At 51.0% G+C, this 25,084-nt stretch carries 20 protein-coding genes; 7 read left to right on the top strand and 13 right to left on the bottom strand.

From position 1 onward, the window contains the following. Positions 1-47: 47 nt before the first annotated feature. The 6 genes from mglC to folE all read right to left on the bottom strand — a co-directional run bounded on the left by mglC (position 48) and on the right by folE (position 6,968). The gene (mglC, locus tag HV243_RS08605; protein WP_003027393.1) at positions 48-1,058 is read right to left on the bottom strand and encodes a galactose/methyl galactoside ABC transporter permease MglC; all 1,011 of its coding nucleotides are present in this window, start codon (positions 1,056-1,058) and stop codon (positions 48-50) included. A 15-nt stretch (positions 1,059-1,073) separates the two neighbouring features. Next, the gene (mglA, locus tag HV243_RS08600; protein ID WP_016153718.1) at positions 1,074-2,594 is read right to left on the bottom strand and encodes a galactose/methyl galactoside ABC transporter ATP-binding protein MglA; all 1,521 of its coding nucleotides are present in this window, start codon (positions 2,592-2,594) and stop codon (positions 1,074-1,076) included. A gap of 71 nt (positions 2,595-2,665) precedes the next feature. After that, on the bottom strand, positions 2,666-3,664 hold the full coding sequence (gene mglB / locus HV243_RS08595; protein ID WP_016153719.1) for a galactose/glucose ABC transporter substrate-binding protein MglB: 999 nt from the start codon (positions 3,662-3,664) through the stop codon (positions 2,666-2,668). A gap of 293 nt (positions 3,665-3,957) precedes the next feature. Beyond that, on the bottom strand, positions 3,958-4,983 hold the full coding sequence (gene galS, locus HV243_RS08590) for an HTH-type transcriptional regulator GalS (RefSeq protein WP_016153720.1): 1,026 nt from the start codon (positions 4,981-4,983) through the stop codon (positions 3,958-3,960). A gap of 144 nt (positions 4,984-5,127) precedes the next feature. Further along, positions 5,128-6,285 carry a DUF418 domain-containing protein YeiB gene (gene yeiB / locus HV243_RS08585; RefSeq protein ID WP_053388824.1) on the bottom strand — a complete coding sequence of 386 codons (1,158 nt, stop codon included), beginning with the start codon at positions 6,283-6,285 and terminating at the stop codon, positions 5,128-5,130. A gap of 14 nt (positions 6,286-6,299) precedes the next feature. Next, a complete protein-coding gene (folE, locus tag HV243_RS08580) occupies positions 6,300-6,968 on the bottom strand; it encodes a GTP cyclohydrolase I FolE (protein WP_003027410.1) in 669 nt (222 codons plus the stop codon). Positions 6,969-7,289: 321 nt separating this feature from the next. On the opposite strand from folE, the gene fghA reads away from it, so the two are divergent. After that, a complete protein-coding gene (gene fghA / locus HV243_RS08575; RefSeq protein ID WP_047359174.1) occupies positions 7,290-8,126 on the top strand; it encodes an S-formylglutathione hydrolase in 837 nt (278 codons plus the stop codon). A gap of 348 nt (positions 8,127-8,474) precedes the next feature. Beyond that, positions 8,475-10,460: a ligand-gated channel protein gene (locus HV243_RS08570; RefSeq protein ID WP_016156980.1), complete on the top strand. Its 1,986-nt coding sequence runs from the start codon at positions 8,475-8,477 to the stop codon at positions 10,458-10,460. A 65-nt stretch (positions 10,461-10,525) separates the two neighbouring features. Here HV243_RS08570 and lysP read toward each other — a convergent pair whose 3' ends face one another. Together lysP and yieE are read right to left on the bottom strand one after the other, a co-directional pair. Next, the gene (gene lysP / locus HV243_RS08565; RefSeq protein ID WP_016153724.1) at positions 10,526-11,995 is read right to left on the bottom strand and encodes a lysine-specific permease; all 1,470 of its coding nucleotides are present in this window, start codon (positions 11,993-11,995) and stop codon (positions 10,526-10,528) included. 203 nt (positions 11,996-12,198) lie between these two features. Next, positions 12,199-13,071, bottom strand: a complete 873-nt coding sequence (yieE, locus tag HV243_RS08560; protein WP_016153725.1) for a DNA-binding transcriptional regulator YeiE — start codon at positions 13,069-13,071, stop codon at positions 12,199-12,201. Between the two features lie 244 nt (positions 13,072-13,315). On the opposite strand from yieE, the gene HV243_RS08555 reads away from it, so the two are divergent. The 3 genes from HV243_RS08555 (at position 13,316) to HV243_RS08545 (ending at position 16,385) form a co-directional block, all read left to right on the top strand. Then, the gene (locus HV243_RS08555; protein WP_016153726.1) at positions 13,316-14,365 is read left to right on the top strand and encodes a YeiH family protein; all 1,050 of its coding nucleotides are present in this window, start codon (positions 13,316-13,318) and stop codon (positions 14,363-14,365) included. A 71-nt stretch (positions 14,366-14,436) separates the two neighbouring features. After that, on the top strand, positions 14,437-15,294 hold the full coding sequence (gene nfo / locus HV243_RS08550) for a deoxyribonuclease IV (protein ID WP_053388823.1): 858 nt from the start codon (positions 14,437-14,439) through the stop codon (positions 15,292-15,294). A 2-nt stretch (positions 15,295-15,296) separates the two neighbouring features. After that, the gene (locus HV243_RS08545) at positions 15,297-16,385 is read left to right on the top strand and encodes a sugar kinase (protein WP_019077230.1); all 1,089 of its coding nucleotides are present in this window, start codon (positions 15,297-15,299) and stop codon (positions 16,383-16,385) included. 43 nt (positions 16,386-16,428) lie between these two features. Here HV243_RS08545 and HV243_RS08540 read toward each other — a convergent pair whose 3' ends face one another. The 4 genes from HV243_RS08540 to hypT form a co-directional block, all read right to left on the bottom strand. Continuing rightward, complete coding sequence (locus HV243_RS08540; RefSeq protein WP_003027431.1) at positions 16,429-17,679, bottom strand: NupC/NupG family nucleoside CNT transporter; 1,251 nt, start codon at positions 17,677-17,679, stop codon at positions 16,429-16,431. A 96-nt stretch (positions 17,680-17,775) separates the two neighbouring features. Beyond that, the gene (locus HV243_RS08535) at positions 17,776-18,711 is read right to left on the bottom strand and encodes a pseudouridine-5'-phosphate glycosidase (RefSeq protein ID WP_053388822.1); all 936 of its coding nucleotides are present in this window, start codon (positions 18,709-18,711) and stop codon (positions 17,776-17,778) included. Next, on the bottom strand, positions 18,699-19,640 hold the full coding sequence (locus HV243_RS08530) for a pseudouridine kinase (protein WP_016153731.1): 942 nt from the start codon (positions 19,638-19,640) through the stop codon (positions 18,699-18,701). Before HV243_RS08530 ends, HV243_RS08535 begins: the two co-directional genes overlap by 13 nt. A 303-nt stretch (positions 19,641-19,943) precedes the next feature. Further along, on the bottom strand, positions 19,944-20,855 hold the full coding sequence (gene hypT, locus HV243_RS08525; RefSeq protein ID WP_019077233.1) for a hypochlorite stress DNA-binding transcriptional regulator HypT: 912 nt from the start codon (positions 20,853-20,855) through the stop codon (positions 19,944-19,946). Between the two features lie 353 nt (positions 20,856-21,208). On the opposite strand from hypT, the gene HV243_RS08520 reads away from it, so the two are divergent. Both HV243_RS08520 and HV243_RS08515 read left to right on the top strand, forming a co-directional pair. Further along, entirely contained in the window at positions 21,209-21,928 is a 720-nt protein-coding gene (locus HV243_RS08520; protein WP_016153734.1) for an amino acid racemase, read from the top strand. A 76-nt stretch (positions 21,929-22,004) separates the two neighbouring features. After that, positions 22,005-23,303: an anaerobic C4-dicarboxylate transporter gene (locus HV243_RS08515; protein WP_053390083.1), complete on the top strand. Its 1,299-nt coding sequence runs from the start codon at positions 22,005-22,007 to the stop codon at positions 23,301-23,303. 78 nt (positions 23,304-23,381) lie between these two features. On the opposite strand, the gene fruA is transcribed toward HV243_RS08515, so the two are convergent. Continuing rightward, positions 23,382-25,070: a PTS fructose transporter subunit IIBC gene (gene fruA / locus HV243_RS08510; protein WP_016153736.1), complete on the bottom strand. Its 1,689-nt coding sequence runs from the start codon at positions 25,068-25,070 to the stop codon at positions 23,382-23,384. Between the last annotated feature and the right edge of the window lie 14 nt (positions 25,071-25,084).

Raw genomic sequence — 25,084 nt, 5'->3', positions numbered from 1 at the left:
AAAGCCCGGTACAGATTACGCTGCACCGGGCTTTTTGCAGTATACGATTACTTCTTACGCGCGTACTTCAGTGAGTCCAGCGCGACCGCGAAGATGATAATGCCGCCCTTGATAATGTACTGCCAGTAAGGGTTCACGCCAATGTAGGTCAGACCGTAGTTGATGACGGTGAAGATAATCACACCGGTCACCACGCCAAACACGGTCCCTACCCCGCCGCTGAACGACACGCCGCCAACCACGCACGCCGCAATCGCATCCAGCTCATACATAAAGCCGAGGTTGTTAGTCGCCGAGCCGATACGCCCGGCTTCGAGCAAACCACCGAAGGCATAAAACACGCCAGACAACGCATAGATGATCAGCAGGTTCAGCGCAACGTTGACCCCGGACACTTTCGCGGCTTCAGGGTTTCCGCCGATGGCGAAAATGTTTTTACCGAAGCGGGTCTTGTTCCACAGCACCCAGACAAACGCCACCGCAATCAGCGCATAGAAGGTGATGTAGGAGAGGCGGAAACTACCCAGCGCAATAAAGCCCTGCGCGAAGGTGGAGAATCCGCTGTCAAAGCCAGAAATTGGCGATGCGCCGACAAAGTCGTAGTACAGGGAGTTGATCCCGTAAACGATGATCATCGTACCCAGGGTAGTAATAAACGGCGTCACATTCAGATAAGCAATGATAATACCGTTCACCAGACCGATAATGGCGCCAATCACGCAAACAATCAGCACGACTACGATGATTGGCATTGTAGCCATTTCCGGGAACACCTTGTTGGCGTTCTCCATCGACTGTAGCAAGGTTGCCGCCACGACTGCCGCCAGGCCAACCTGACGTCCCGCCGACAGGTCTGTCCCTTGGGTAACAATCAGCCCGGCCACACCCAATGCGATAATAATACGCACCGAGGATTGCGTCAGAATATTACTCAGGTTCAGTAAGCTTAAGAAAGTGGGATCCTGGAAAATAATAATCGCCAGCAAAACCAAAAGAACAACGTAAATTCCGCCTTCTTTCAGATAAGTAAGAAAACTTTTCTTATTTAACGCACTCATGAGGAGCCCCTAATCTTAAAGGTGCAAAGACGCAAGACGGAGGATTTCGTTTTGCGTTGTTGTTTTAGTGTCAACAATTCCGGCAACGAGACCATTGCTCATCACCAGAATACGATCGGTAATACCTAGCAGCTCCGGCATTTCAGAGGAAATAATAATAATCCCCTTATCCTTTTTCGCGAGTTCGGCAATCAGCTGATAAATTTCAAATTTCGCGCCAACATCGATACCACGCGTGGGTTCATCTAACATCAGGATTTCTGGCTGCGTTAATAACCAGCGACCAATAACCACCTTTTGCTGATTACCACCGGACAGTGAACCGATTTGTGTACGATGGCCCGGCGTTTTCACCCTCATTGAGTCAATTACCCACTGGGTATCACTCTTCATGCGGGAATTATCCAGCAGACCAACTTTATTTTTATAGTTTTGGATATTGGAGATTAACGAGTTAAAACCAATATCCAGATACGCGTAAATACCGGTTGAGCGGCGCTCTTCCGTGACCAGCGCAAAACCATGGTTAATGGCCTCATTTGCGCTATGGTTATTAATCTTTTTGCCGTGTAGCGTAATCGTACCCGATGACTTCTCACGAATACCAAAAAGCGTTTCAACGATATCAGTACGTTTTGCGCCGACCAGACCGGCAATCCCGAGAATTTCCCCTTTGTGCAAATCAAACGAGATATCACGAATCGATGGCTGACGCAGCGAGGTCAGGTTACGCACTTGCAGAATGACTTCACCGGGTTTGTTTTCTTTATCCGGAAAACGTTGGTTCAGTGAACGGCCGACCATCATGGAGATGATCTTATCCATATCCAGCCCTTCCAGCGGCTGGGTCGCAATCCACTGGCCATCGCGCAGCACGGTAATTTCATCGCATAGCTGGAAGATTTCTTCCATCTTGTGAGAAATATAAACAATACCGCATCCACGCTCTTTCAGCTTACGGATAATGGTAAACAGATGATTAACTTCTTTCTCGGTTAACGATGACGTTGGCTCATCCATGATGACGATTTTTGCGTCATAGGAGAACGCTTTCGCAATTTCAATCATCTGCATTTGCGAAACGGATAATGTACCAACGCGCGCACGCGGATCGATATCAATATCCAGCTCATCAAATATCGCTTTGGTATCGCGGTACATTTTGTCCTGATCAACAAACATGCCTTTGGTGGGATAGCGTCCCAGCCACATGTTATCCATCACAGAACGTTGTAATACCAGGTTTAATTCCTGGTGTACCATCGAAATACCATTTTCAAGCGCTTCTTTAGCAGAATGAAAATCGATTTCTTTACCCTGAAATAAAATACTACCGGAATCTTTTTGATAGATACCGAAAAGACATTTCAATAATGTTGATTTCCCCGCGCCATTCTCCCCCATTAAGGCATGAATGGAATGTGGGCGGACTTTTAAATTGACATTATCAAGAGCCTTAACGCCGGGGAAGGACTTGTTGATGCCGGTCATTTCCAACAAGTATTCGCCTGACGACTGAGTATGTGTGCTGACCATAATTATACCTTGTTGGCCTTGCAGAGTGCGTTATTAAGGGCGCAATGACATTGCGCCCAAAGACGGAATATTTACTTATTGGTAAACTCTGCCAGATTATCTTTATCGACACCTACGTACGGAACGCGAACAATTTTGTTCTCAATTTTCCAGTTAGTGCCATCTGCCGCACCTTTACCGTCAGCCAGGTTTTTCGCCAGATCGAAGGTGGCTTTCGCCTGGTTGTTGGCGTCGTTCAGCACGGTACCAGCCATTGCGCCAGATTTCACCAGAGCCAGCGCTTCAGGCAGCGCATCCACACCAAATACCGGTACGCTGGTTTTGTTGTGCGCTTTCAGTGCTTCAACTGCGCCCATTGCCATCGCATCGTTGTTTGCGATAACCACTTCGATTTTGTTGGCGTTCGGACCGGACATCCACGCATCCATTTTATCTTTTGCCTGAGCGGTATCCCACATTGCAGTATCTAACTGCAGTTGCTCAGTTTTAATGCCTTTATCGTTCAGCTCTTTAATCACGTAAGTGGTACGTGCTTCAGCGTCCGGGTGTCCCGGTTCACCTTTCAGCAGAACAAACTGAATTTTGCCGTCTTTGTTCAGGTCCCAGTTAGGGTTCGCTGCCCAGTGTTTGGCGATCAAATCACCCTGAATAATACCGGACTCTTTAGAGTCGGTACCGACGTAAAACGCTTTGTCATAGCTGTCCAGCGCCTTACGAGAAGGTTCTTTGTTAAAGAACACGATCGGTACGTTCTGCCCGCGTGCCTTTTCAATGACCGTGCCTGCCGCTGCCGGGTCAACCAGGTTAATCGCCAGTGCCTTAACGCCTTTTGCCAGCAGCACGTCGATCTGGTCGTTTTGTTTGGACTGGTCGTTCTGCGAGTCATTCATCAGCAGCTGTACATCTGGCGCCGCTTTGGCATCTTTTTCAATAGCCTTACGTACTACAGACATAAAGTTATCGTCATACTTATAGATAGTCACACCAATGCGGGTATCAGCAGCGTGCGCAGCCGCGCCGAATAACATGCTTGCCATTACAGCAGACAGGGTCAACACCTTCTTATTCATGGTATCTCCGGTTTTATTATGCAGGGTAGTACTTGAGATAAATGCTCGGCAGGCAGAACGTTACTGAAGTGTTACTGAACGCCGAAGCTCACTTTTAAAAAATATTTCTTCCGTGTCTGGCAACGCTCCAAAAACAGGCTTTAATTTTTGTTTAAGGCACCTATACCTCGGTGAAAGTGATTATTCACCGTTACATAGTAGTTACAGCGCAACAAACAGTGTCATCATAGCTATCGCATTGTTAATATACTGTGAATTTACTCACATATTGAAAGCGGTTACATCGCGCAACGTTATGAGTTAGTGATCGGTGCCGCATTCTGCCGAAGCGCCACAGAATGGCGACGCACCAGCGTCGGCATAAAGCAATGCGTCGCCTCCGGGTCTAACGTGCCTGCAGCCCCCTGTAGCGCAAGCTCCGTCGCCATTTTTGCCATGGAGGCAATGGGATAGCGTACGGTGGTCAGTTGCGGATCGGTGTAACGCGCGATAGGAATATCATCAAAGCCAATGATAGAAAGGTGTAATGGAATAGCGATGCCGTTGTCTTTTAGCGCGGTCAGCGCGCCGGCAGCCATATTGTCGTTATAGGCGAAAACCGCCGTCAGTTGTAAGTTACGTCCCAGCAGTTCTACCATCGCAGACTCTCCGCCTTGCATATCGGGCGAACCGGTGCCGACCCAACTTTCTGCCGCAACAATCCCCTGCTCTTTCAGGGCTGTTAACCACCCTTCTTTGCGCATGGTGTCATCTTCAATGCGATGGCTTGACGCCAGATAACCGATGCGTTGATGACCATTATTCAGCAGCATTCGGGTCGCCATTTTGGCACCGCTGATGTTATCCAGGCAGACGCAGCGGTGGGCGTAACCCGGCACCAGACGGTTGATCAGCACCATGCCGGGGATCTGATCCATAAACTCGGCGAGTTCCCGATCGCTCAGTGCTTTAGAGTGTACAATCAGTGCGTTACAGCGCTGACGAATCAACACCTCAATGGCATGACGTTCTTTTTCAGCCTCATGATAGCTGTTGCCAATCAGGACATACTTCTGATGCTGCTGGGCAACCATATCCACGGCTTTTACCAGCGCGCCAAAAAAGGCGTCTGATACATCCATGACCACAACACCAATCGTGTCGCTCACCTGCGTCGCCAGCGCTTGCGCGTTGGCATTAGGTCGATAGCCCAGCAGAGTAACTGCCTTCATTACCGCTTCACGCGTATCGGGACTCACCAGCGCACTGTTGTTCAGTACGCGGGAAACGGTCGCTACAGAAACGCCAGACTGTCGTGCCACATCACGTATGGTGATCATATTCACTGCCCTGTTTTAGATTGCGGTTGCCCGCAGACACCCCAGGCTGGGTATTTTGTCAGCACAATGAAACGCACTGCGTGAGAGATGTCACAGGAATGAAAGCGCTTACATCCGTTTTGTTAATGAATGTGATCCAGATCGTTATCTGGATGTACGCGGCAATGATGTCCCCGCAGCACGCAGGGTTAATTGACGCCACAGCCATTCCACCGGGCCCTGGCGGTAAAAACGTAGCCATATGACGGAGAAAAGTAGGTTAACGGCCCAAACCGGAATGACGAAATACAGCAGCTCCAGTCGGTCAAATTTCATAAATAAGCCGACCTGGTAAAACAGCGTGGTGCAGATTAAGGTTTGTAACAGATAGTTAGTTAATGCCATGCGCCCCACACAGGCGATGGCAATGACCCATTTTAAGCGGCTAAGCTGCGGCCAGAAGCCGAACATCAGCGCGGCATAACCGATGGTTTGCAACGGCGCGCCCAGCTCTCGCGGGGCTTGTAGCAAGAAGGCACACCAGCGATATGCCCAGCCCAGATGCCACTGAGCGACGATAGCAGGCAGGTTAATCGCCATCCCGAGAATGACCAGCAGTACACCGGTGCGTCGGTAATGCTGTAAGCTGTACTGCCCTTTTAACCAACCGCTGCGCATCAATGCCGCGCCGAGCAGCATCATCCCCGCCAGTTGCCAGCCGTACTGTGCGCCCAGCGCCAGCAAGCTATTGGACATCATATCCACGCGATTGCTGACGGCTTCCATTCCACCGTTTATTTTCCAGTATTTTTCATACAGCAACGCTGAGGCATCCGGCGTCCAGGCACGACTGGTCTCACTCCCGGAGATTACCCCCAGCAGCAGCAATACGCCAACGCCCACCAGATAAAGCAGTACGCCGGTGTTAAATAAGCTTTTTACCGACGGCGCATCACGGATCAACCGCCAACAAATCAGGCCGATTAAGCCATATGCCAGCAGGATATCGCCATCCCAGAAGAGTAAACCGTGAATAAAACCCAATAGAACCAGCAGCGTAAGCCGCGACTGGATCCAGCGTTTACCGCGCGGGAGCAGCATTTGCAGACCGGCACCGAACAGCAGCGCAAACAGCGTGAGGAATTTTACCTGCGCAAAGAGATCGAGCAGCGCCCAGGTCCAGGCGTCGGATAAGGTGATGTTGCCATACCACGCGGGATTGAGGTATGCCGCCTTTGGCAAGCCAAAGGCGCTAATATTGAGAAGCAGGATACCAAGAATGGCGACGCCACGAATAAAATCCAGCGTGACATTACGCTCCATGGTCCCTGCCCTAATCAGTTGTGATGACGTACTGCGCGCAGGAATTCCTGACGCGTATTCTGGCTGGACTTAAACAATCCGCCAAGAGAAGTGGTCGTGGTCGCACTGGTCGCATCGCGAATGCCGCGCGCTTTCACACAGTAATGTACCGCATCAATCGACACAGCCACATTATTCGTCCCGAGCAGAGTTTGCAGCGCGGTGAGAATTTGCTGGGTGAGACGTTCCTGAACCTGCGGACGCTGTGCGAAAAACTGCACAATGCGGTTAATCTTCGACAGACCAATGACCGAATCTTTTGGGATATACGCCACCGTCGCTTTGCCATCGATAGTAACAAAGTGGTGTTCGCAGGTGCTGGTCAGCGTGATATCGCGAACCGTGACCATCTCGTCCACCTTCATTTTGTTTTCAATGACGGTAATTTTCGGGAAGTTGGCGTAGTCGAGGCCGGAGAAAATCTCATCGACATACATTTTCGCAATGCGATGCGGAGTTTCCATCAAACTGTCATCGCTCAAATCGAGATTGAGCAACTGCATAATCTCGGTCATATGGCCCGAAATAAGACGTTTGCGCGTTTCGTTATCCATCTCTTGCACGGGCGGGCGTAGTGGCGTTTCAAGACCACGCGCGACCAGCGCTTCATGAACCAGGGCCGCTTCTTTACTGAGTGATGACATTTCTTCTTCTCCTGCAGGTGGGGCGCCTCTGCCCTGCATGGGGCAAAGTTTTTAGGCTGTGTCACAGCCAGAACATTGTGCGTGAGGCGGCGCACATAATCCAGTATTCACCGCGATAATTATTGAAATTGGCACAGCCTTTCAGCGTAGCGATTTCACTTGTCGTTCTACCCGGTGGCGTCGAGTGTTAACGTAAAGTTATATAGATGATGAAGTATGTTTGCTCAATGCGGAAGTGAAAGTTGCTCACAGTGCCATGAATAATCTGTATTATGGTGAGTTCGCAAACATATTCAGGTTCAACACAACAAGGAGCCCCGCATGGAAATGCTTGAAGAGCACCGCTGTTTTGAAGGCTGGCAGCAACGCTGGCGTCACGACTCCGCCACGTTAAATTGCACCATGACCTTCAGTATTTTTCTTCCTCCCCCGCGCGATAACACCCCGCCTCCGGTGCTGTACTGGCTGTCGGGTCTGACATGCAATGATGAAAACTTCACGACTAAAGCCGGCGCACAACGCATCGCGGCTGAGCTGGGCATTGTACTGGTGATGCCGGACACCAGTCCGCGCGGCGAGCAGGTTGCCAATGATGATGGCTACGATTTAGGCCAGGGGGCGGCATTTTACCTCAATGCCACCCAACAGCCGTGGGCAACGCATTTTCGCATGTATGACTATCTGCGTGATGAGCTGCCGGCACTGATTCAATCGCAGTTTAACGTCAGCGATCGCTGCGCCATCAGTGGACACTCCATGGGCGGTCACGGCGCATTGATTATGGCGCTGAAAAATCCCGGGAAATACACCAGCATTTCCGCCTTTGCGCCGATCGTAAATCCTTGCCGCGTTCCGTGGGGGGAGAAGGCTTTTAGCGCGTATCTGGGTGAAGATAAATCACAGTGGGCCGAGTGGGACAGCTGCGAGTTAATGTTGGCCAGCAAGCCCGCAGACGCGATTCCGACGCTTATTGATCAGGGAGACAGCGATCAGTTTCTCGCCGATCAGCTGCAACCCGCGGTGCTGGCCGAAACGGCCCGTCAAACCGCATGGCCAATGACGCTACGCATCCAGCCCGGTTACGACCATAGCTATTATTTTATTGCGTCGTTTATTGAGGATCATCTGCGCTTCCACGCCCAGTATTTGTTGAAGTAACGCCTGAGTGAGGGCGACAGCCCTCTTCATTTCTCCATCATTCCTTCACTTTTTCTCCTTTTTTCTTTTTCCACTATCCTATTGATTTAAAAAGCATTACCCTCAAAACAAGATCAAACACAAATGATTCCGATTATCATTTGTGTTTACAAACATTCATACTTTTGTACAATCCATTCGCTTCTTTACTGAAAAGAGTCCTTAAAAGACAAATACATACAATTGTCATGGCCTTTCACATGACGCGCTGATCGTTACCCTAAATAATTCGAGTTGTATGAACGCGCGTAGCCACGCATCTGCAACTTGAAGTATGCCGGGTAAATTCATTTAAATGGAATGATACAAATGACTATACCTCACGTTAAGGCTGTAGCTGCCGCAGTATGCGTCGCCAGTCTCCCATCACTCGGGCATGCCGCTGAACAAGACACCGTGGTGGTTACCGCCACCGGCTTCGAACAGAAAATTCAGGACGCCCCCGCTTCGATATCTGTTATTACCAAGCAGCAGATTGAGGACAAAGCCTATCGCGATGTTACCGATGCGCTAAAAGATGTCCCTGGCGTCGTCGTCACCGGCGGGGGTAGCAGCAGCGATATCAGTATTCGTGGTATGGCTTCGCAATACACGCTCTTCCTGGTCAACGGTAAACGCATCAGCACACGCGGCACACGTCCTAACAGCGACAACTCAGGTATTGAGCAAGGTTGGCTGCCGCCACTGGAATCCATCGAGCGTATCGAGGTAATCCGTGGCCCAATGTCATCTCTGTACGGCTCCGATGCGATGGGCGGCGTCATTAACGTCATCACCAAGAAAGTGTCGAATACCAAAGCCTGGACCGGCTCTCTGCACGGCGATGCCACTTTCCAGGAAGACAGAGACTCCGGCGATATTTATCAGACCAACGCCTATGCGTCTGGGCCACTGATTGACGGATTACTCGGCGCAAAAGTGACCGGATTATTCTCTCATCGGGCAGAGGACAAAATCCTCAATGGCTACAATGAACAGCGTATGCGTAACGGGGGCTTAACCCTGAACTTTACGCCAGATGATAAAAATGATATCGACTTCGATTACGCACGTGAACTGCAGGATCGCGACAGTACGCCAGGCAAATCCATGGCCGAGGAAAGCTGCCGCAACGGAAGCTGCAAGCCCAACAGTAAAAGCGAAAACAAGTATGTGCACACAACGTATTCACTAACCCACAGCGGTTATTACGACGACTTCAACTCCACCAGCTATGTCCAGCAGGAAGAGACCGAAAACCCAGGTCGCCAGATGAAGTCCTACAACACGATTTTCAATAACCAGAACCAGGTCTTCCTTGGTGCGCACACCCTGACGTTGGGCGGGCAATACCGTTATGAAAAACTGAGTGATAACGGCAACCAGCTGCAAGCTGCTGATGGACTGAACAAACTGACCCGCTGGAGCTGGGCGCTGTTTGCTGAAGATGAGTGGGCCGTTACCGATACCTTCACGCTGACTGGCGGTCTGCGTATGGATAAAGATGAAAACTACGGCGACAACTGGACACCGCGCGGTTATGGCGTATGGCATCTGAGCGATCAATGGACCTTAAAAGGCGGCGTTTCAGCGGGCTATCGCGCACCGGATCTGCGCCAGTCGTCTGCCAGTTGGGGACAGGTCACCGGCGGCGGTAGACTGAACGGCATCATTGTCGGCAACCCGGACCTGAAGCCGGAGAAAAGCCTCAGCGAAGAGATCGGTTTACTGTGGGATAACGGCAACGATCTCAACGCGGGCGTCACGCTGTTCAATACTGACTTCAAAGACAAAATCACCGAAGTGCGCCGCTGTAACAGCAGCTCCGATCCGGCCTGTACCATCGGCAATACCCACTATGACTTCGTCAGCGATCGCGTTAACGTCGATAAAGCCAATATGCGCGGCGTAGAATCCACTTTCGGCTGGAAGATGACTTCCGACATCAACTGGACGGCGAACTACACTTACACGGAATCTGAACAGAAAAGCGGTCAGTTCTCCGGTCAGCCATTGAACAAAATGCCAAAGCATATGTTCAACACCACGCTGGACTGGCAGGCCACGCAGGATCTCGGTTTCTGGAGCCGTCTGAATCTGCGCGGGAAAACGTCTGAATACCTGAGCCGTACCTCCATGGCGCAGGGCACCCCGTCCTATACTCAGGTCGATGTTGGTTTACGCTATTATGCTAACAAAGATCTGCTGATGACCGCTGGCGTGTATAACGTGCTGGATAAGCAAATCGATTACGATACCTACGACACTGTTCTCGATGGTCGTCGTTACACGGTTGGCCTGACTTACAGCTTCTAAGTCTGGCGCAATAAAAAAACCCCGGCACTCATCATGCCGGGGTTTTTGTTATGCTTTTTATACTGTTATTTCTTCACGCGATCCGGGAATTTCATTTCGCTGTAGCGAACAAAATGAGTTCCTTTCGCCAGCTTATAGCCAAACCAGATAATCAGGAACAGCGGGATACCGATATAGGTTGCCATCACGCCGCCCCAGTCAATGCTATCTTTCAGGAACGCTTCGTAGTTCTGGCCCAGAGTGATAATCAGGCACAGCACAAAGGCGAAGATCGGACCCAGCGGGAAGAAGCCAGAACGGTACGGCAGATCCTTCACATCGTGACCCTGCAACACATAACCGCGACGGAAACGATAGTGGCTAATAGCGATCCCCAGCCAGGCGATAAAGCCCGTCATCCCGGAGGTGTTCAGCAGCCAGAGGTACACGGTCTGGTTACCAAACATCGAGGTCAGGAAACACAGCCCCGCCACCACGGTCGTCGCATACAGCGCGTTACGCGGTACGCCGCCACGAGACAGTTTGCCGAAAATACGCGGCGCTTTACCGTCGCATGCCAGGGTGTAAAGCATACGCGTGGAGGCATACATCCCGGAGTTACCCGCTGACAGTACCGCCGTCAGGATAACCGCGTTCATTACTGCTGCGGCTGACAGCAGACCCGCATGCTGGAATACCAACGTGAACGGGCTAACGCTGATGTCTTTCACATCGTTGCGCAGCAGGCTCGGATCGGTGTACGGGATAATCAGGCTGATAATCAAAATCGCGAACACATAGAACAGCAGGATTCGCCAGAACACCTGACGCACCGCACGTGGAATGTTCTTTTCAGGATCTTCAGATTCGCCTGCCGCGATACCAATCAGCTCAGTTCCCTGGAAGGAGAAGCCGACGATCATCGCCACGCCAATCATAGCGGCAAAACCCCCGGCAAACGGTGCATCACCGGTCGTCCAGTTGCTCCAGCCCACCGGCTGAGTACCTTTGAAGATACCGAAAATCATCATCACGCCAACCACGATGAAGATAATTACAGTGGTGACTTTGATCAGCGAGAACCAGTATTCCGCTTCACCAAATCCGCGAACGGAAATGTAGTTCAGCAGGAAGATAACGCCGAGGAACAGTGCGCTCCAGATCCAGCCCGGCGTGTCCGGGAACCACCAGCTCATCACCAACTGTGCGGCCACCAGGTCAACGGCAATCGTTACCGCCCAGTTGTACCAGTAGTTCCAGCCCAGCGCGAAGCCAAAGCCTTCTTCTACGTAGTTTTGACCGTAAGTGGAGAACGAGCCGGAAACCGGCATATAGGCAGCCAGTTCACCGAGGCTGGTCATCAGGAAGTACACCATCAGACCGATCAGGATATAAGAGAACAACGCGCCGCCAGGACCCGCCGCAGAAATAGTTGCACCAGATGCAACGAAAAGACCTGTACCGATGGAGCCTCCAATGGCAATCATCGTCAGGTGACGCGCCTTCAGTTCACGACGTAGCGTGGGCGCTTCTGTGGTTTTAGTTTCGGAAACCATGTGAAAATGCTATCCATCCAAAAAATGAGGCGCGATTGTAGCAGACGAAATGGCATTCTTCCGGCACAAATGCGCTGTTATAAGAGACCTTCATGACTGGCCGCGGATTATAAGTAAAGCAGAAAACGGGCGGCACAAGGCGGTTAAGACGTAACAGCCATTATGGATAGGGTGGCCTGACGAGAGTTAGCGCGCTATTCGCCCTACTCAACCTGGTCGCTGTAATATAAAAAACGCGTAATGGCATTGGAGATATGTTTTTGCCGGTGATGAACGCGCCAGAGAGTGCGCACTAAACGCGGCAGTGGCACGGTAACTTCGCTCAGCGTCCCTGCCTGTAACTGCTCCGCAATGACCCGACGCGACAAACAGCTGATCCCGAGACCATGGCGCACCGCATGCTTAATGGCCTCGGAGTTCCCCAACTCCATCGCCATCTGAAATCTTGGCAGATGAGACAACAGCAGGTAATCCACCAGTTCACGCGTACCCGATCCTCGCTCACGCAGGATCCACGGCGAAGCAGCCAGCTGTTCCAGCGTAACGGGCCCCTTTGTGAGCGGTGACGACGGTGCGGCAAACACCACCAGTTCGTCCTCCAGCCACGGTTCAGAGATGATTTCCGTACTGTGACACGGCCCTTCAATCAGCCCGATGTCTACCCGAAAATCCAGCACCGCATTGATCACGTCCTGGCTGTTGCCCACGCTAAGTTCCAGCGGCAAATCGGGGAAGTCCTGGCGATAACGGGCGATCATGGCGGGCAGAATATAATTACCGATGGTGCTACTGGCATAGACCCGAATGGCGCCATTATCTTTGCGAAAAAGCTGTTCGATTTCGGTCGTTTGCTCAAGTAACGCCAGCGCGCGCGGATAAAGCAAGCGTCCGTGTTCGTTAACCACCAGCCGTTTGCCGACACGGTCAAACAGTTGCACGCCAAGTTGCCCTTCCAGATCGGTAAGCGCCGCACTCACCGCCGACTGCGACAATGCCAGCATGACAGATGCCTGGGTTGTTGAGCCGCTTTTTAGTACCTCAGCAAACACTTCAAGTTGTCGCAGGGTGATATGCATAGTCGTTTTCCACCGGATAGCCGTTACTTATACCCTAAATAATTCGAGTTGCAGGAAGGCGGCAAGAGAGAGCATCCCCCGGAGCGTACTTAAGTACGTGACTGGGGTGAACGAGCGCAGCCAACGCACATGCAACTTGAAGTATGACGGGTATACCACTTATATAGATTAATTATAAATATATAATCAATTTTATTTTTAAACCACTTCGCCTTACTCTTTTACCCAGATAAAGGAGAAGGATATGACAGAACTCACCTTACAGACTCATCGTCGTACAGCGTGGCATTTTATTCCGGGGCTTGCCCTGAGTGCAGTTATCACTGGGGTCGCCTTATGGGGAGGATCCATTCCCGCCGTCGCAGGTGCCGGGTTCAGCGCCCTCACCTTAGCCATCTTATTGGGGATGATTCTCGGCAACACCGTCTATCCGCACATCTGGAAAAGCTGTGACGGCGGCGTGCTGTTCGCGAAACAACATTTATTACGTCTGGGGATTATCCTCTACGGTTTCCGCCTCACCTTCGCGCAAATTGCTGACGTCGGCGTCAGCGGTATCGTGATTGATGTGTTAACGCTAAGCAGTACCTTTATGATTGCCTGTTTCCTGGGGCAGAAAGTATTTGGTCTGGACCGTCACACCAGCTGGCTGATTGGCGCGGGTAGCAGCATTTGTGGTGCCGCCGCCGTGCTGGCAACCGAACCAGTGGTGAAAGCAGAAGCCAGTAAAGTGACCGTCGCTGTCGCCACCGTGGTTATCTTCGGTACTATCGCTATCTTCCTGTATCCGGCGATGTATCCGTTGCTTTCACACTGGTTTAGCCCAGAAACCTACGGCATTTACATTGGCTCCACCATGCATGAAGTTGCACAGGTTGTGGCTGCCGGGCACGCCATTAGCCCGGATGCGGAAAACGCCGCGGTTATTGCCAAAATGCTGCGCGTCATGATGCTGGCACCGTTCCTTATCCTCCTGGCCGCACGCGTTAAACAACTGTCTCCGGCCACGGGCGGTGAGAAGAGCAAAATAACCATTCCATGGTTTGCCATCCTGTTCATTGTGGTCGCAATTTTTAACTCGTTCCACCTGCTGCCACAGTCAGTAGTGAACATGCTGGTAACGCTGGATACCATTTTGCTGGCAATGGCGATGGCGGCCCTGGGGTTGACCACGCACGTTAGCGCGCTGAAAAAAGCTGGTGCCAAACCGTTACTGATGGCCCTGCTGCTGTTTGTCTGGCTGATTGTGGGTGGCGGTGCGATTAACGTCGCTATCCACGCGCTGATGGCATAAACGATCACGACTCACCTCTATTAACCCGCTATACTCTCCCTTTTTGTATTTGAGTATGGCGGATTAAATTTATGAAATATATCGGAGCGCACGTAAGCGCCGCTGGCGGTCTGGCTAACGCCGCTATTCGAGCCGCAGAAATCGAAGCGACCGCATTCGCCCTGTTCACCAAAAATCAGCGCCAGTGGCGTGCCGCGCCGCTGACCACCGAAATCATTGATGATTTTAAATCTGCCTGCGAGAAGTATCATTATACTGCCGCCCAGATCCTGCCTCACGACAGTTACCTGATTAACCTCGGTCATCCGGTTAGCGATGCGCTGGAAAAATCACGTGATGCGTTTATAGATGAAATGCAGCGCTGTGAACTGCTGGGCTTATCCTTGCTGAACTTTCACCCGGGCAGCCATTTGATGCAGATCCCGGAAGATGAGTGTCTGGCGCGCATTGCCGAATCCATCAACATCGCCCTTGCTCAGACCCAGGGCGTTACGGCAGTTATCGAAAATACCGCCGGACAAGGCAGCAACCTTGGATTTAAGTTTGAGCACCTTGCCGCAATTATCGACGGCGTCGAAGATAAGTCCCGCGTCGGCGTCTGTATTGATACCTGCCATGCCTTCGCGGCCGGTTACGATTTGCGCTCCGTCGAGGAATGCGAAAAGACGTTTGCGGAATTTGAGCGTATTGTCGGCTTCAGGTACCTACGCGGTATGCACCTGAACGACGCCAAGAGCGCATTTGGCAGTCGCGTTGACCGTCACCACAGCTTAGGTGAAGGCAATATTGGCCACGAAGCCTTCCGTTGGATCATGCAGGACAATCGTTTTGACGGCATTCCGCTGGTGCTCGAAACGATTAATCCGGATATCTGGGCAGAAGAGATTGCCTGGCTGAAAGCCCAGCAAACAGAAAAAGCGGTGGCATAATCATGAACGACAGGGAAAAGCAGATCCTTAAGATCCTGCGTCGCAATCCGTTGATTCAGCAGAATGAAATCGCCGATATTTTGCAGATCAGCCGTTCGCGCGTCGCTGCGCATATTATGGATTTGATGCGTAAAGGCATGATCAAAGGTAAAGGTTATATCCTTACCGAACAGGATTATTGCGTGGTTGTCGGGGCGATCAATATGGATATTCGTGGTGTTGCTGACATCCACTATCCTCAGGCTGCCTCTAACCCTGGTAACATTCACTGCTCGGCAGGCGGCGTGGGACGCAACATCGCCCACAACCTGGCGCTGCTGGGCCGTGACGTCCACTTAATTTCCGCTGTTGGCAGTGATTTCTATGGCGAAACATTGCTGGAACAAACGCGTCAGGCCGGTGTTAACGTTTCCAGTTGCATACGCCTGCATGGACATAACACCTCAACTTACCTGTCGATCGCTAATCAGCAGGAAGAGACCGTACTGGCAATTAACGATACCCATATCCTGCAACAATTGACGCCGCAGTTACTGAACAGTTCGCGAGATTTGATCCGCCATTCCGGTGTCGTACTGGCAGATTGCAATCTGACTGCCGAAGCCATTGAGTGGGTCTTTACTATTGCTGATGATATTCCGGTATTCATTGACACCGTTTCAGAGTTCAAAGCGGCAAAAATGAAGACCTGGTTTACGCGTATTCATACGCTAAAACCAACGCAGAAAGAGCTGGCGATTTTGTGGGGTCAACCTATTCATTCAGATGCCGATCGCGTACTGGCCGTTAATAGTCTCCATCAGCAAGGGGTAAAACGAATCTTTGTTTGCCTGGAAGATGAATCCGTTTTTTGCAGCGAAAAGGACGGAGAACAGTTTTTACTGACGCCTCCTGAGCATACGGTTGTAGACAGTTTTGGCGCCGACGATGCTTTTATGGCGGGATTGCTGTACAGCTTTCTGGAAGGTAGTGAATTTCATGAAAGCGCTCACTTTGCCATGGCCTGCGCGGCATTATCGCGAGCCAGCGTCAGCATCAACAACCCAACCCTCTCAGCAGATAACGCCTTGTATTTGCTGCAAACTGCTTAAATGTAATGCCGGATGGCGCTACGCGTATCCGGCATTATTTTCGCTATGCCAGCCCAATAAAGAAACCGGCTATAGTGGCGCTCATCAGGTTTGACAGCGTTGCTGCTGCCAGCGCGCGCATGCCAAGCTGCGCGATTTCCGGGGCACGCTGTGGCGCTATCGCCGAAAATGCCCCGACGACAACGCCAATCGAACCAAAGTTAGCGAAACCGCACAGCGCAAACGAGATAATCGCAATGGTCTTCACATCCAGCGTTCCACCCGTTTGCAGATATGGCGAGAAGTTGAGATAAGCGACAAACTCATTAATCGCCAGCTTCTGTCCGATCAAGCTGCCTGCCAGCGTCGCATCGCTCCAGTCCACACCCATAATCCACGCCAGCGGGGCTAGCGCATAGCCAAAGATCCCTTCCAGAGTGGCGTGACCAAAGCCAAACCACCCACCAATTCCGCCAATAATGCCGTTAATCAGCGCGATAATGGCGACAAATGCCATTACGACTGTCGCCACGCCAGCAGCAATTTTCAGCCCGGTCATCGCTCCGCTCGCCGCTGCTTCGATGATGCTTTTCGGTGGCGTTTCAGTAAATGACAGGTTCTCAAAGGTGACGCGAGATTCTTCAGTTGCCGGACTCAGCATACGCGCGAACAAAATACCGCCAGGGATTGCCATCAACGATGCCGCCAGCAAATAGTCAATCGGAACGCCCATTCCGGCGTAACCAATCATCATTGAGCCAGCAATCGAGGCCATCCCGCTACAAATAGCGGTAAACAGCTCATTGCGATTCAGGCGGTCAATAAACGGCTTCACGATCGCCGGGATCTCGTTTTGCCCGAGGAAAATCGTCGTTACGGCGACAAATGACTCGATCTTACTGATGTTCAGCGCTTTCTGGAAAATACCGCCGAGGATGCGGATCAACAGCCCCATCACGCCAATGTAGTAGAGAAGACTGATCAGTGCGGTCACAAAAATGATGGCCGGTAGCACCCGAAAAGCGAAGATAAACCCGGCTCCGTCAAACAGCACATCCATTTTTGGCCCAACCAGGGAGCCAAAGATAAATGCGCTTCCCGCGTCACTATATGACATCACCTTGTGGACACCGAGCGCAGCCTGTTCAACCAGCCATTTTCCCGGCGGGAAGTACAGCATAATGCCGCCGATTGCGATTTGCAGTACCAGTGCAGCCCCGACCGTGCGCAGACTTATACGTTTTTTATTTACTGACAGCAGAAACGCGATGGCCAGTAATACCACCATACCCACAACACTTCTCATTATATCCATAATGAAATTCCCTTCATGCCAGGAAACCCGGCGTTATCGCCAGGTTTTGGTAGGTTTGATATTCGCGGGCGACCGCATTCTGCCCGGGAAATTCTGTCAGACGAGGCGCTGATACTCCTTCGCAATTTCACAGGCCAGTACCGCATTGTTGAACACCAGCTGAATATTTGATTTCAGGCTGTCACCACCGGTCAGCTCTGCAACCCGCGCTAACAGGAACGGCGTACTCTCTTTGCCCACGATGCCCTGATCTTCCGCTTCTTTTACCGCCCGATCGATTGCCGCATTAATTTTCTCTTCGGCCATCGCAAACTGCTCTGGGATGGGGTTCGCAACAACCAGACCGCCGTCGAGACCCGTTTGCCATTTCACCGCCATGGCACGGGCAATCTCTTTCGCACTGTCCAGACGGATGCTGACCTCAAACGGACTGGTACGGCAGAAAAATGCTGGCAACGCGTTGGTTTGATAACCAATTAACGGCACACCAAAGGTTTCTAAATATTCAGTAGTTAAGCCGAGATCAAGAATAGATTTCGCCCCGGCACAAATTACCGTGACATTGGTATGCGCCAGTTCTTGCAGATCCGCGGAAATATCAAAGGTATGTTCAGCACCACGATGAACCCCACCTATTCCCCCTGTCGCAAATACTTTAATTCCCGCCAGTGCGGCAATAATCATGGTTGAGGCAACAGTCGTTGCACCATTTTTTCCTGCCGCGACCACAAACGGCAAATCACGACGACTTACTTTCGTAACGCTATGACCTTCTCGCCCAAGCAGCTCAATTTCATCTTTGCTTAAACCAACTTTCATTATTCCGCCAATAATGGCAATGGTCGCAGGAACCGCACCGTGTTTACGAATAGTTTCTTCTACTTCAATCGCTGTCTGGGCATTCTGCGGAAATGGCATACCATGAGAAATAATGGTTGATTCAAGTGCAACAATCGGCTTCTTACTGTTTAATGCTTCCTGTACTTCTGGAGATATTTGTAATAATTCAGAGGAAAGAGTTAATTCAGACATTCTGTGTTCTCCACTAATGAGCTTACATTCGCAACAGACAAATCAGGGTTATTGGTATATTCACAGGCTAACGCCATTGATGAACAACCCTGCGCAAATCGAACCGAATCAATAAAGGGCATGCCGTCTACCCAGCAGGAAGCCAGTCCAGCCATCATTGCATCGCCAGCCCCGGTAACATTAATGACGTGAGTTTTAATCGGCAGCGACCAACCACGACTCCCCGCAATATCACTGTAATAAACACCGTCACCGCCCATGCTGAGCACCAGCCTATTTAAGCCGCGATCATGAAACCAGGCGGCGACTTTACCCACGTCATCACGCCCGGAAAGCGCAATACCGCTTAGCGTTTCGGCTTCAAGCCGGTTGGGTTTAAGAGTGTGAATTTGTCCAAGCCGCTCGCGAATTTTGACGCATTTCCATGCCGATACCGGGTCAACAAACACCGGAACCTCTCCGGCATTTTCCAGCACCCATGCCAGGGCATCTTCGCTGATATTACAATCGGCGACGATGACTTTCGCCTGCCGAATAAAATCATGATGCTGTGATAAAAAATCTGCTGAAATATGTTCGGTAATGCTCATATCATTAATGGCAACCAACATTTCACCGGTGTTATCAAGCAATGATAAATAACTGGACGTATTCTCTCCGGGAACGATAAGACACTTATCAACATGAACTCCGGATTGATTGGTTTGCGCCAATAACGATTGTCCATAAAAATCATTACCAACCGCCGTCAGTAACCATGAATTTTTCCCCAGCAGCGCGAGATTATGTGCAATGTTACGTCCAACTCCGCCGGGGGTGAATTTTATCTTTCCTGGATTCGAATCCGCATAATTTAGAGAAGCATGCGAATACCCAGCAACATCCATATTGGCCGAGCCAATAGTTACTATGTATTCCTTTTCACGCATAGCACGTCCCCTGGCAATTAACTTGCCACAAATGAGTTCGTTAAAAATAACCAACGCCACACATCAGGTTATTAGAGCACATGTTCACTATCAAACACATGTTCATAGTAAGCGTGTTTTTGACAAAGTAAATCCATATTCAAGATCTAAACTCAATAGATATGAACAGAATCACAATTTTTTATAGATACAGTCTGTAAAGGAAAGAGAAAATGAGAGGTAGTACACAATTCAAGCAGTCTAAAGAGTTTAACTCCGGCATAACCGGAGATTTTTCAGATGCGCCAGACGATCCGGTTCGTATCAACTGAGCGAAACAAGGTCCTCTGGCATATGGTTGTACAAAATCCGCCAGAAGTGCTCAGCCGTTTTATTCAACCGGGTATCCATTCGGTAAATATAAGCCTGAATAGGCACCATCAGTTCCGGCGTCTGCAGACAAACCAGCCGCTTTTCGCGCAGTTCGTTTACGATAGTCCACGCCGGCAGCCAGGCGATACCATGCCCATCCAATGCCATATTTTTTAATAACTCACTCATCGAAGACATAAACAGCGTTCGGGCTGAAATGCCGCCTACTTCCGCCAGATGACGGTTTACCAATCTTCCCATGTAGGATGTGCTGGTATAGTTCAGAATCGGTGCCTGCGACTGATAGATATCAAACAACGCCTTACCCTGCGCATCAGCAGCACACACGGGGTACAGTTCAGACTCAAAAACCTTCAAGCCGCAGAAAGGTGACTGCATTAAATCTTCATCCCGAAAGGAGATAATAAAATCGCTTTTCCCCTCGCGCAGAGTATTCACCGCCTGAACAACATCAATAGCTTCAACATGATAGACAAACTCCTCACCCCAGGCCGCCATTGAGTGCACCAATCTGGGCAACATCGTCAGCGACAGAGAATGTGCCGCCGCTATTTTGATATTGGGTACACCCAGTAAATTGTGGCCGCTTAGCTCATCCAGATTACATTCCAGCTGTTGCAACAAACTACGGGTTTGCGAATGAAATAGCTTGCCCTCCTCCGTGAGTTGCAGTGGGCTCGTTGTGCGATCAAAAAGCAGCACACCCACGGCTGATTCGAGCGCCTTGATCCGCCGGCTAAATGCCGGTTGGGATATGTTGCGCTCCTCAGCCGCCTGGGAAAAATGACGGCATGCCTCCAACGTCAGAAAGTCATATAACCATTTTGTCTCAATATTTTTCATGCTTATCACGCGGATATTTAAATATGCCTATTAGCCTTAAAGCATCATGCCTGAATAGTTCCGAAGATGACATTCATCATTAGCGCCTGGTGATTCGTTTTTTGCATCAAGGCTTCATCTTTAACATTAACATACTTCTCTCCCTATCGGTTACGACCGCTTGTCCGCCGTGTAACGCGGAGTCTCTGGCCGAATACCGGCCTGCTGAGGTTACACAATAAACCACAGTCATGCGGTTTTTGCATTGAACCATACATTATTGCATTTCTCCTCAAGTCTCACTGCTGTTAAACATTATCAGCAGACACACCCCGGCTCTGAATATTAATTATCGGTGAATTGAGGTATATATCGTGAAAGGTTTAATTGGCGTGCTTGGTGGTATGGGACCTGCTGCAACGGTCGATCTGTTTAATAAATTCGTCACTTTTACCGCTGCGCAACGTGACCAGGAACATATCCCCTTAATTATTTCATCTATTCCTGACATTCCTGACAGAACCGACGCGTTAATGCATCATGGCCATTCCCCACTTCCGGCAATGCGCGATTATATGCATAAACTCGAAGATGCTGGCGCCGAGTGTATTGTGATCCCCTGTAACACCGCCCACTTTTGGTTTAATGAATTAAAAGCGTGCTGCCATACAGAGCTGCTCAGTATCGTTGAAACGACCATCAATGAGGTTAAAAACTGCGGGAAATCGCAAATCGGATTACTCGCCACCAACGCCACTTTATACATGGGCCTCTATCAAAAAGGCATAGAATCTCTTGGGTTAACCTGCATCAGCCCTGACTCATCCAGTCAGGAAAAAGTGATGGAAAGCATCTATTGCTTAAAAGCTGGTGATGCTAAGCGGGCGCAAACGCTGATGAATGAACAAGCTGAAGCACTCTTCTCACGCGGGGCACAAGTCATCGTGCTCGGATGTACTGAAGTTCCTGTCATTCTTGCCGAAGCAGTCAACAAGTCACCTGAGAAATATATTGATTCAACCGGTTCGTTGGTTCGTGCCGGTATTAAATGGTACGAGAAACGCGTGGGTAAAAATCACCTTTTGGCACAATGAATGTCCATACCTGTTTAATTGTTGCATTAAATAAAAATCCATTTTAATTACAAATTACTCTCTGGCGGAGGCCATTATGATTTGGCTAGAAATTATCGTAGTGTTGGGCGCAATATTTTTCGGTATCCGCCTTGGCGGAATTGGTATTGGTTTATGCGGCGGGCTGGGGCTGGCTATTTTAACGCTGGGGTTTGGGCTGCAAATTGGTTCACCACCCGTTGACGTTATTCTTATTATTATGACGGTGGTGGTGGCGGCATCGGCGCTACAGGCCGCCGGAGGCATGGATTATCTGGTTCGCATTGCCGGTAATTTTATGCGCCGTAACCCTAAATATATCAATATTATTGCGCCGATTATCACCTGGTCGATGACGATTATGGCGGGAACAGGGTTCATCGTCTTTTCTACTCTGCCGGTGATTGCCGAAGTTGCCAAAGAGTCAGGTATTCGCCCTTCCCGTACGCTCGCAGGGTCCGTAGTCGCTTCTCAGGTGGCGATATCCGGTTCACCGATCAGTGCCGCAATGGCCGCTATGCTGACTATTATGGAAGGCAACGGTATCAGCTTTATTCAGGTTATGGCGGTATGTCTGCCTGCCTCATTTGTCGCTGCGATGGTCGCTGCTTTTATCGCCTCACGTCAGGGATGTGAGCTACAGGATGATGAAGTCTATCTGGAACGCCTGCAAAAAGGACTGGTGCGTAAATATACAGGGCAAAACAGCACAACGCCAGGTGCCAGACTGTCAGTCGCCCTGTTTATGCTGGCAACGGTGGTCATCGTTATTCTTGCCGCATGCCCTCAATTGCGCCCTGGATTCGATGCAGGTAACGCAATGAATACCCGGGATATTATCATTATCTGCATGCTAGCTGCCGCGTGTCTGATGGTGGTGCTATGCAAAACATCAACAGACGCGATTGTCCTGACATCCACGTTTCGCGCGGGTATGAGTTCGTTGGCTGTGATTCTGGGGATTGTTACGCTGGGCACAACCTTCATTGATGCCCACTTAACGGGGATAAAGGATATCGCGGGCGATATTCTACGGGCTTATCCGATGCTGTTGGCGCTGGTGCTGTTTGGTACCTGCGCGCTTCTCTATTCGCAGGGAGCCACCACGCCGCTGATTATCCCTCTTGCCGTCGCGCTCGGCGTACCTACATGGGCCATTCTGGCTTCCTATGTCGCAGTGACCGGCGTGTTTGTTCTGCCAACTTATCCGACTTCGCTGGCGGCAATGGAGTTCGACACCACCGGGACAACGCGCGTGGGTAAGTATGTCTTAAACCATCCGTTTATGTTGCCAGGGCTTGGCGGGATCATTGCTGGCGTTGCCTTTGGTTTTATCATCGCGCCAATGATTGCCTGAACCGGTTAACACTACCGGGCAGATTTAATGGATAAAAAAAGGGGCAGAGAAATCTCTGCCCCGGATGTCAGCGTTAAATCAGGCCGCCTTTGCCACAACCTCTGCTTCCGGGCGTTTCAGCACCGCGTAGGAGAGACCGGCTACCAGCGTACCGGCAATAATGGCCAGCAGGTATCCAACCACCGGAGTGATTGCGCCAGGGATTAACAGCACGAACAGACCGCCGTGCGGCGCCATCAGCTTAGCCCCCACCGCCATCGAGATAGCCCCGGTAATCGCGCCGCCAACGATACAGCAAGGCAGAACGCGCATCGGGTCACGGGCAGCGAATGGGATAGCCCCTTCGGTAATAAAGCACAGGCCCAATACCAGCGCAGCTTTACCGCCTTCCTGCTGCGCTTTGTCGAACTTACGACGCGCCACCAGCGTTGCCAGGCCCAGGGCCAGCGGAGGCACCATACCCGCCGCCATAATCGCCGCCATCGGCGCATAGGTTTGCGTACTAAGCAGCCCCACACCGAAAGCATACGCCGCTTTGTTAACCGGACCGCCCATATCGGTACACATCATGCCGCCCAGAATCGCTCCAAGCAGCACCGCGTTCGCGGTTCCCATGGTTTGCAGCCAGTGGGTCAGACCTTCCAGAATGCCCGCCACTGGTTTACCGATCAGGTAGATCATGGCCAGACCAACCACCAGGCTTGAGAGCAGCGGAATGATCAGGATCGGTTTCAGCGCTTCCATACTCTGCGGGAGTTTCAGCTTCGTGCTGATGAGCTTCGCCACATAACCGGCAAGGAAACCGGCAATAATCCCGCCAATAAAGCCGGAACCGGTGCTCACCGCCAGCATACCGCCGATAAGACCAGGCGTCAGACCCGGACGGTCAGCGATGGAAAACGCGATGTAGCCCGCCAGAACCGGCACCATCAGCGCGAAAGCTGAACCACCGCCAATCTGCATCAGCGCCGCCGCCAGCGTACCCTGCTCCTTGAACGCTTCGATACCAAAAGCGAATGAGAGTGCAATACACAGACCGCCAGCAACCACCATCGGCAGCATGTAGGATACGCCCGTCAGCAGGTGACGATACGCGCCAGCGCTCTCTTTCTTACCTTCAGTGGTTGCAGACTGCGCTTTGCCGGCTGGCTGGTACGGCGTTGCTTCTTCCAGCGCTTTGTCCAGTTCCTGCTTCGTTTTCTTCAGCGCAAGGCCAGTAGAAGTACGGTACATTGGTTTTCCGGCAAACTTCGCCAGATCAACTTCAATGTCAGCCGCCACAATCACCAGATCCGCCTGAGCCACCTCTTCCGGCGTAATGGCATTGCCTGCGCCAACAGAACCACGGGTTTCAACCTTCACCCACCAGCCACGTTTTTTCGCTTCCGTTTCAATAGCTTCAGCGGCCATAAACGTATGGGCTACGCCAGTTGGACAAGCCGTCACCGCCACCACGCGTTTTGGACCACTACTGGCCACGGACGCTGTCGCAACCGGAGCGCTATAAGGTTTTGCGTGGCCTTTCGCTTCACTGAGGAAAAGTTCAGGATGCGCAACCGCACGACCAATATCGCCCAGCCAGACTTTTTTGCCGTTCAGCGAACTGTCGGCAGGAAGCGTGTCGCCCAGAACAATTGCCAGTTCGGCATCATTAGGATTATCAATAATTTCCAGATGTGCTTTCTGCGCCGCCGCTCCAAGCAGGGTTTTCGCCATATAAGCGCGAGCCTGGCCGAGATTAGCGTCAATAATCAGCAGCGTTTTCATTATGCCTCTCCTGC

Origin of the sequence: Citrobacter sp. RHBSTW-00599 (genome assembly GCF_013784065.1) — a bacterium.
Classification (GTDB): Bacteria; Pseudomonadota; Gammaproteobacteria; order Enterobacterales; family Enterobacteriaceae; genus Citrobacter; species Citrobacter braakii.
This window is presented reverse-complemented; position numbering and strand designations above follow the sequence as displayed.

Coding starts and splice junctions, on each gene's coding strand:
- fghA (WP_047359174.1), top strand. CDS start 7,290: ATGGAAATGCTTGAAGAGCACCGCTGTTTTGAAGGCTGGCAGCAACGC.
- HV243_RS08535 (WP_053388822.1), bottom strand. CDS start 18,711: ATGTCTGAATTAACTCTTTCCTCTGAATTATTACAAATATCTCCAGAA.
- yeiB (WP_053388824.1), bottom strand. CDS start 6,285: ATGGAGCGTAATGTCACGCTGGATTTTATTCGTGGCGTCGCCATTCTT.
- HV243_RS08540 (WP_003027431.1), bottom strand. CDS start 17,679: ATGGATATAATGAGAAGTGTTGTGGGTATGGTGGTATTACTGGCCATC.
- HV243_RS08515 (WP_053390083.1), top strand. CDS start 22,005: ATGATTTGGCTAGAAATTATCGTAGTGTTGGGCGCAATATTTTTCGGT.
- lysP (WP_016153724.1), bottom strand. CDS start 11,995: ATGGTTTCCGAAACTAAAACCACAGAAGCGCCCACGCTACGTCGTGAA.
- mglA (WP_016153718.1), bottom strand. CDS start 2,594: ATGGTCAGCACACATACTCAGTCGTCAGGCGAATACTTGTTGGAAATG.
- folE (WP_003027410.1), bottom strand. CDS start 6,968: ATGTCATCACTCAGTAAAGAAGCGGCCCTGGTTCATGAAGCGCTGGTC.
- yieE (WP_016153725.1), bottom strand. CDS start 13,071: ATGCATATCACCCTGCGACAACTTGAAGTGTTTGCTGAGGTACTAAAA.
- hypT (WP_019077233.1), bottom strand. CDS start 20,855: ATGAAAAATATTGAGACAAAATGGTTATATGACTTTCTGACGTTGGAG.
- mglB (WP_016153719.1), bottom strand. CDS start 3,664: ATGAATAAGAAGGTGTTGACCCTGTCTGCTGTAATGGCAAGCATGTTA.
- fruA (WP_016153736.1), bottom strand. CDS start 25,070: ATGAAAACGCTGCTGATTATTGACGCTAATCTCGGCCAGGCTCGCGCT.
- nfo (WP_053388823.1), top strand. CDS start 14,437: ATGAAATATATCGGAGCGCACGTAAGCGCCGCTGGCGGTCTGGCTAAC.
- mglC (WP_003027393.1), bottom strand. CDS start 1,058: ATGAGTGCGTTAAATAAGAAAAGTTTTCTTACTTATCTGAAAGAAGGC.
- HV243_RS08570 (WP_016156980.1), top strand. CDS start 8,475: ATGACTATACCTCACGTTAAGGCTGTAGCTGCCGCAGTATGCGTCGCC.
- galS (WP_016153720.1), bottom strand. CDS start 4,983: ATGATCACCATACGTGATGTGGCACGACAGTCTGGCGTTTCTGTAGCG.
- HV243_RS08545 (WP_019077230.1), top strand. CDS start 15,297: ATGAACGACAGGGAAAAGCAGATCCTTAAGATCCTGCGTCGCAATCCG.
- HV243_RS08530 (WP_016153731.1), bottom strand. CDS start 19,640: ATGCGTGAAAAGGAATACATAGTAACTATTGGCTCGGCCAATATGGAT.
- HV243_RS08555 (WP_016153726.1), top strand. CDS start 13,316: ATGACAGAACTCACCTTACAGACTCATCGTCGTACAGCGTGGCATTTT.